The 7,567-nt window shown below is 71.5% G+C and carries 7 protein-coding genes; 6 read left to right on the top strand and 1 reads right to left on the bottom strand.

Annotation, left to right across the window (positions count from 1 at the left end; genetic code table 11):
* A partial coding sequence (locus tag IE312_RS40330; RefSeq protein WP_368860012.1) for an antibiotic biosynthesis monooxygenase family protein occupies positions 1-242 on the top strand: 242 nt, incomplete at its 5' end.
* Positions 243-332: 90 nt separating this feature from the next.
* Here IE312_RS40330 and IE312_RS16020 read toward each other — a convergent pair.
* Complete coding sequence (locus IE312_RS16020; protein WP_189982314.1) at positions 333-1,223, bottom strand: helix-turn-helix domain-containing protein; 891 nt, start codon at positions 1,221-1,223, stop codon at positions 333-335.
* A gap of 146 nt (positions 1,224-1,369) precedes the next feature.
* Here IE312_RS16020 and tkt point away from each other — a divergent pair, with 146 nt between their 5' ends.
* The 5 genes from tkt to IE312_RS15995 all read left to right on the top strand — a co-directional run.
* On the top strand, positions 1,370-3,445 hold the full coding sequence (gene tkt / locus IE312_RS16015; RefSeq protein WP_189982312.1) for a transketolase: 2,076 nt from the start codon (positions 1,370-1,372) through the stop codon (positions 3,443-3,445).
* A gap of 41 nt (positions 3,446-3,486) precedes the next feature.
* Positions 3,487-4,632, top strand: coding sequence for a transaldolase (gene tal / locus IE312_RS16010; protein ID WP_189982310.1), 1,146 nt, complete (start codon positions 3,487-3,489; stop codon positions 4,630-4,632).
* A complete protein-coding gene (gene zwf, locus IE312_RS16005; protein ID WP_189982308.1) occupies positions 4,629-6,218 on the top strand; it encodes a glucose-6-phosphate dehydrogenase in 1,590 nt (529 codons plus the stop codon). The genes tal and zwf overlap by 4 nt, the downstream gene beginning before the upstream one ends.
* The gene (gene opcA / locus IE312_RS16000; RefSeq protein ID WP_189982307.1) at positions 6,215-7,141 is read left to right on the top strand and encodes a glucose-6-phosphate dehydrogenase assembly protein OpcA; all 927 of its coding nucleotides are present in this window, start codon (positions 6,215-6,217) and stop codon (positions 7,139-7,141) included. Before zwf ends, opcA begins: the two co-directional genes overlap by 4 nt.
* A gap of 1 nt (position 7,142) precedes the next feature.
* A partial coding sequence (locus tag IE312_RS15995) for a phosphoglucose isomerase-related protein (RefSeq protein ID WP_502266973.1) occupies positions 7,143-7,567 on the top strand: 425 nt, incomplete at its 3' end.

Here is a 7,567-nt window from a genome sequence, read left to right as displayed (position 1 = left end):
AGGACGTCCCCGGGTTCCTGGGGACGGACCACGCGCAGACCCCGGGCGGGCTGGGGATCACCGTCGGCTACTTCCGCGACGCCGACGCCCTCGCCCGGTGGCGGACCGACGCCGAGCACCGCGCGGCACAAGAGCGCGGGCGGGCCGAGTGGTACCGGAGCTACACGCTGCACGTGGCCAAGGTGGAACGGAGCCACGGGTTCACGAGAGCCGAGGATCCGCAGAGCCCGGCCGGCGACTGACACCCGGTCCGGCCCGGCACGGGACCGGCGAACTGAGCAGGAACGCATCCCGGCGTGCCAGGGTTTCCAGGGGCGGGCCGGCACCCGCCCCTAGCGCAGCTCCGCGCGGAACGCCACCGGGGTCTGGCCGGTGTGCAGCTGGAAGAACTTGGAGAAGTTGGCCGCGTCGGGGAAGCCGACGGCCGCACCGACGCGGCCGATGGGCAGGTCGGTGTGGGCGAGGAGGCGTTTGGCCTCCAGGACGACCCGCTTGTCGATGAAGCCCTTCGGGGTCTCGCCGGTGGCCGCGCGGACGGCGCGGACGAGGGTACGGCGTGAGTAGCCGAGGGCGTCGGCGTAGGCGCTGACGCTGTGGTTGGTGGCGAAGACCTGCTCGACGGCGTCCCGGAAGCGGGTGAAGGTGCTGTCGGCGTGCCGCTGCGAGGTCTCGGCCGAGCTGGCGGCGAGGTGGGCCAGGCGCAGCAGGCAGGCGGTCAGGGTGTGCCGCAGGACGGCCGTGTGCAGGCTGAGCGGGAGTGTCGCGGTGTCCTCGTACTCGCGGCGCAGCTGGTCGAGGGCCGAGCGGAGCGCGGTGAGCTGCGCGGGGCCGGGGTGCAGCAGCGGCGGCAGGTCGTAGCGGTACAGGCCGGCGGCTTCGACGGTGGCACGGGGCAGGAAGCCGGGCTGCATGGTCAGCACGGTTCCGCGGTACACGGATTCCCGGGAGAACCGGTGGACCTGTCCGGGGCGGATCCACAGCAGGTCGCCGGCGTCGGCCCGGTACTCGGCGAAGTCGATCATGTGCTGTACGGGGCCGTCGGTGAAGAGCATGACCACGTGGAAGTCGATGCGGTGGACGCGGTGCAGGGGGGCGTCGGCGTGCCAGCGGCGCTCGGCGCCCATGGGGCCGATCTGCATGCCCACGCCGCCGACGGCCAGCTCGGCCGGGAAGGGGAAGGTTCTGATTCCGTCACCCTCAGCTTCACCTCTTATGACTGCCATGTCCTTTTCGTGCCGTCCCTGTCGCGCGATCACTGTCCCAGATTCACCACAGGCTGACACACCCCGACCTTCCCTCGAAAAAGTCAGACTTTTAGATTTGAACGCGTCCGGCCAGCCATTCCACACTGAACGAGGACTTCTTGAAGATGACGACGCAGACTTCCGAGGGCTTCGAGTGGACCGACCTCGACCGGCGAGCCGTGGACACCGCCCGACTTCTGGCGGCCGATGCGGTGCAGAAGGTGGGCAACGGGCACCCTGGCACCGCGATGAGTCTGGCCCCCGCCGCGTACACGATCTTTCAGAAGGTGATGCGACACGACCCGGCCGACCCCGAGTGGACCGGCCGTGACCGGTTCGTCCTCTCCCCCGGCCACACCTCGCTGACCCTCTACACCCAGCTGTACCTCGCCGGGTACGAGCTGGAACTGGACGACCTGAAGGCCTTCCGCACCCACGGCTCGAAGACGCCGGGCCACCCCGAGTACGGGCACACCGCCGGTGTGGAGACCACCACCGGCCCGCTCGGCCAGGGCGTGGCCAACGCCGTCGGCATGGCGATGGCCGCCCGCTACGAGCGCGGCCTGTTCGACCCCGAGGCGCCCGCGGGCACCTCCCCCTTCGACCACACGGTCTGGGCGATCGTCTCCGACGGCGACCTGCAGGAGGGCGTCTCCGCCGAGGCCTCCTCCCTCGCCGGCCACCAGAAGCTCGGCAACCTGGTCTTCCTCTACGACGACAACCACATCTCCATCGAGGGCGACACCGCGACCGCCTTCTCCGAGGACGTGCTCGGGCGGTACGAGGCCTACGGCTGGCACGTCCAGCGCGTCGAGCCCACCGCCGAGGGCGACATCGACGCCCCCGCCCTGTACCGGGCGCTGCAGGCCGCCCGGGCCGAGACGGAGCGGCCGTCGATCATCGCCCTGCGCACGATCATCGCCTGGCCCGCCCCGAACGCCCGGAACACCGAGGCCGCCCACGGCTCCGCGCTCGGCGAGGCGGAGGTCGCCGCCACCAAGCGCCTGCTCGGCTTCGACCCGGAGCAGACCTTCCAGGTCGCCGACGAGGTCCTCGCGCACACCCGCCGGGCCCTGGACCGGGGCGCCGAGGCGCACGCGGCCTGGGACAAGCGGATCGCCGAGTGGCGGACCGCCCAGCCGGAGCGCGCCGAGCTGTTCGACCGGGTGAGCAAGGGCGAGCTGCCCGAGGGCTGGGAGCGGAGCGTCCCGGTCTTCGAGGAGGGCAAGTCGGTCGCCACCCGCGCCGCCTCCGGCAAGGTGCTGCAGGCGCTGGGCCCGGTCCTCCCCGAGCTGTGGGGCGGCTCCGCCGACCTCGCCGGCTCGAACAACACGACCATCGACAAGACCAGCTCCTTCCTGCCGGCGGGCAACCCGCTGCCGGAGGCCGACCCGTACGGCCGTACCGTGCACTTCGGCATCCGCGAGTTCTCCATGGCCGCGGAGATGAACGGCATCGCCCTGCACGGCAACACCCGCGTCTACGGCGGCACCTTCCTCGTGTTCTCCGACTACATGCGCAACGCCGTCCGCATGTCGGCCCTGATGCAGCTGCCGGTGACGTACGTGTGGACGCACGACTCCATCGGCCTGGGCGAGGACGGCCCCACCCACCAGCCGGTCGAGCACCTGGCCTCGCTGCGCGCCATCCCCGGCCTGAACGTCGTCCGCCCGGCGGACGCCAACGAGACCGCGATCGCCTGGGCCGAGATCCTGAAGAGGCACGCCACGCACCCCGCCCCGCACGGGCTAGCGCTCACCCGCCAGGGCGTGCCGGTGTACGCGCCGAACGAGGACGCGGCCAAGGGCGGCTACGTCCTGCGCGAGTCCTCGACGCAGGTCCCGGAGGTGATCATCATCGCGACGGGCTCCGAGGTGCAGCTGGCCGTGGCCGCGCGGGAGCAGCTGGAGGCCGAGGGGATCGGCACCCGGGTGGTGTCCATGCCGTCCGTGGAGTGGTTCGAGGAGCAGCCGCGCGCCTACCGCGAGCGGGTGCTGCCGCCGGCCGTGAAGGCCCGGGTCGCCGTGGAGGCCGGGATCGGGCTGACCTGGTACCGGTTCGTGGGCGACGCGGGACGCATCGTCTCGCTGGAGCACTTCGGCGCCTCCGCGGACGCCGACACCCTCTTCGCCGAGTTCGGCTTCACCCCCGAGAACGTCGCCGCGGCGGCCCGCGAGTCGCTCGCCGCCGCGCGCGCCTGACACCGGCGTCTTCCCAGACGTCCACCGACGCCACAGAAAGAATGATCACAGTGACCGAAGCAATAGCGACCCCGGGTGCCCTCAAGCGCCTCGCCGACGAGGACGTGTCGATCTGGCTGGACGACCTGTCCCGCAAGCGGATCACCTCGGGCAGCCTCGCCGACCTGGTGGCGAGCGGGAGCGTCGTCGGTGTCACCACCAACCCGTCCATCTTCCAGGCTGCCATCGGCTCCGGAGAGGGCTACGAGGAGCAGCTGGCGGACCTCGCCGTGCGGGGGGTGACCGTCGACGAGGCCGTACGGATGATGACGACCGCCGACGTGCGGGACGCCGCCGACATCCTGCGTCCCGTGTACGACGCCTCGGGCGGCCGTGACGGCCGGGTCTCCATCGAGGTGGACCCGCGTCTCGCCCACGACACCGCGGCCACCGTCGCCGAGGCCAAGCAGCTGGCCTGGCTGGTCGACCGCCCCAACGTGATGATCAAGATCCCGGCGACCGAGGCGGGCCTGCCGGCGATCACCGAGGTCATCGGCCTGGGCATCAGCGTGAACGTGACCCTGATCTTCTCCCTGGACCGCTACCGCGCGGTCATGGACGCCTACCTGGCGGGTCTGGAGAAGGCCCGCGAGCGGGGCACCGACCTGTCCACGATCCACTCGGTGGCCTCCTTCTTCGTCTCCCGCGTCGACACCGAGATCGACAAGCGCCTGGACGCGACCGGCACCGACGAGGCCCGCGCGCTCAAGGGCCGCGCGGCCCTCGCCAACGCCCGGCTGGCCTACGAAGCGTACGCGGAGGTCTTCGCCTCCGACCGCTGGCTGGCGCTCGCCGGTGACCGGGCGAACCGGCAGCGTCCGCTGTGGGCGTCCACCGGGGTGAAGGATCCCGCGTACAAGGACACCCTGTACGTGGACGAACTGGTCGCGCCGGGCACCGTCAACACGATGCCCGAAGCCACGCTGAACGCGGTCGCCGACCACGGCGCGATCACCGGTGACACCGTCACCGGCGGCTATGCGCGGGCCCGCGCGGACCTGGCCGCCGTGGAGCGGCTCGGCATCGACTACGACGAGGTGGTCCGGCAGCTGGAGAACGAGGGCGTGGCCAAGTTCGAGGCGGCCTGGCAGGACCTGCTGGACGCCGTGGCGAAGTCGCTGCAGAGCAAGGGAGTTGACGCCCGATGACCGACAACGCACCCGACCGCGCGCCCGCACCGCAGACGGTGCGGGTCCCGGTGGCCCCGGCCGCCGACTGGGAGAACCCGCTGCGGGACGCCCGCGACCGCCGGCTCCCCCGGATCGCCGGGCCCTCGGGCCTGGTCATCTTCGGGGTGACCGGCGACCTGTCCCGCAAGAAGCTGATGCCGGCCGTCTACGACCTGGCCAACCGCGGTCTGCTGCCGCCGGGCTTCTCTCTCGTCGGGTTCGCCCGCCGGGACTGGGAGGACCAGGACTTCGCGCAGGTGGTGCACGACGCCGTGCGCGAGCACTCCCGCACCCCGTTCCGCGAGGAGGTGTGGCAGCAGCTCGCCGAGGGCATGCGGTTCATCCCCGGTGACTTCGACGACGACACGGCGTTCAAGCAGCTCAAGGACGCCGTCGAGGAGCTGGACGCCTCCCGCGGCACGGGCGGCAACTTCGCCTTCTACCTCTCGGTGCCGCCGAAGTTCTTCCCGAAGGTCGTGCAGCAGCTGAAGAAGCACGGTCTGGCCTCCCCGCCGCAGGGCGCCTGGCGCCGCGCGGTCATCGAGAAGCCGTTCGGGCACGACCTGGCCAGCGCGCGCGAGCTGAACGCGATCGTGCACGAGGTGTTCGAACCGGACCAGGTGTTCCGCATCGACCACTACCTCGGCAAGGAGACCGTCCAGAACATCCTGGCGCTGCGCTTCGCCAACCAGATGTACGAGCCGATCTGGAACCGGTCGTACGTCGACCACGTGCAGATCACCATGGCCGAGGACATCGGCATCGGCGGCCGGGCCGGCTACTACGACGGCATCGGCGCCGCCCGCGACGTCATCCAGAACCACCTGCTCCAGCTCATGGCGCTCACCGCCATGGAGGAGCCGATCGCGTTCGACGCCGAGGCGCTGCTCACCGAGAAGCTCAAGGTGCTCAAGTCGGTGCGCCTCCCGGAGGACCTCGGCAAGCACACCGTGCGCGGGCAGTACGCGGCCGGCTGGCAGGGCGGCGAGAAGGTGGTCGGCTATCTGGAGGAGGACGGCATCGACCCGAAGTCGAAGACCGACACCTACGCCGCGGTCAAGCTGGAGGTGGACAACCGCCGCTGGGCGGGCGTCCCCTTCTACCTGCGCACCGGCAAGCGCCTCGGCCGCCGGGTCACGGAGATCGCGGTCGTCTTCCAGCGGGCCCCGCACTCCCCCTTCGACTCCACCGCCACCGAGGAGCTCGGCCAGAACGCGATCGTGTTCCGCGTCCAGCCGGACGAGGGCATGACCGTGCGGTTCGGCTCCAAGGTGCCGGGCACCTCGATGGAGATCCGGGACGTGTCGATGGACTTCGCCTACGGCGAGTCGTTCACCGAGTCGAGCCCGGAGGCGTACGAGCGGCTCATCCTGGACGTGCTGCTCGGCGACGCCAACCTGTTCCCCCGCCACCAGGAAGTGGAAGAGTCCTGGAAGATCCTCGACCCCATCGAGGAGTACTGGACGGCGCACGGCAGGCCGGCGCAGTACGCGTCGGGCAGCTGGGGACCGAGGGAAGCCGACGAGATGCTCGCACGAGACGGACGGAGCTGGCGCAGGCCATGAAGATCGACCTGACCGACACCACGGCAAGCAAGATCAACAAGGCGTTGGTGCAGGGCCGCCGCGCCATCGGCACACCCGCCGTGGGCATGGTCCTGACGATGGTCATCGTCACGGACGAGGAGAACGCCTACGACTCGATCAAGGCGGCCGAGGAGGCCTCGCACGAGCACCCCTCGCGCACCCTGGTCGTCATCCGGCGCCAGGCCCGCACGCTGCGCGACCGCACCCACTCCCGGCTCGACGCCGAGGTCCGGGTCGGCTCCGAGGCCGGCACCGGCGAGACGGTCGTGCTGCGCACCTACGGCGAGGTGTCCGACCACGCCGACTCGGTGGTGCTGCCGCTGCTGCTGCCGGACGCCCCGGTGGTCGTGTGGTGGCCCGGGGAAGCCCCCGAGGCTCCCGCGAAGGACCCGCTGGGCGCGCTCGCACAGCGCAGGATCACCGACCTGTACGCCGTCGAACGGCCGCTGGAGGTGCTGGACGCCCGGGCCCGCACCTACGCCCCCGGTGACACCGACCTCGCCTGGACCCGGCTGACCCTGTGGCGGTCGATGCTGGCCGCGGCCCTGGACCAGGCGCGGGTGAAGGTGAGCTCGGCGGCCGTCGAGGCCGAGGCCGAGAATCCCAGCGCGGAGCTGCTCGCCCGCTGGCTCCAGGCCCGCCTGGGCGTGCCGGTGGAGCGGGTGCAGAGCGCCGGCCCGTTCGTGACGGCCGTCCGCCTCTCCACCGCGAGCGGCGAGATCGTCGTCGACCGGCCCGAGGGCCCGCTGGCCACGCTGACCCTGCCGGGCCAGCCGCCGCGCACCCTCGCGCTGAAGGTCCGCCCCACCTCCGAACTCATCGCCGAGGAGCTGCGCCGCCTCGACGCCGACGAGATGTACGCCATCGCCCTGCGGGGCGAGGCCGCCAAGGAGACCGTCTGAGATGGCCGAGAACACCAAGCTCACCGACCGCCCCGAGTGGACGGCCCTCGCCCGCCACGCCCAGGACCGGCCCCGGCTGCGCGACCTGTTCGCCGCCGACCCCGGCCGCGCCGAGCGCTACGTCGTGCGGGTCGGCGACCTGCACATCGACTACAGCAAGCATCTGATCACCGACGAGACCCTGGCCCTGCTGCGCGAGCTGGCCGCGGCCACGGACGTCTTCGGTCTCCGGGACGCCATGTTCCGCGGCGAGAAGGTCAACCTCACCGAGGACCGGGCCGTGCTGCACACCGCGCTGCGCGCCCCGCGCGACGCCGTGGTCGAGGTCGACGGCGAGAACGTGGTGCCCAAGGTGCACGCCGTGCTCGACAAGATGGCCGGCTTCGCCGAGCGGGTCCGCTCCGGGGAGTGGACCGGTCACACCGG

It is taken from the genome of Streptomyces capoamus, from assembly GCF_014654935.1.
GTDB lineage: Bacteria > Actinomycetota > Actinomycetes > Streptomycetales > Streptomycetaceae > Streptomyces > Streptomyces capoamus.
The sequence above is the reverse complement of the archived record's forward strand: the minus strand, read 5'-3'. Positions and strand labels throughout refer to the sequence as shown.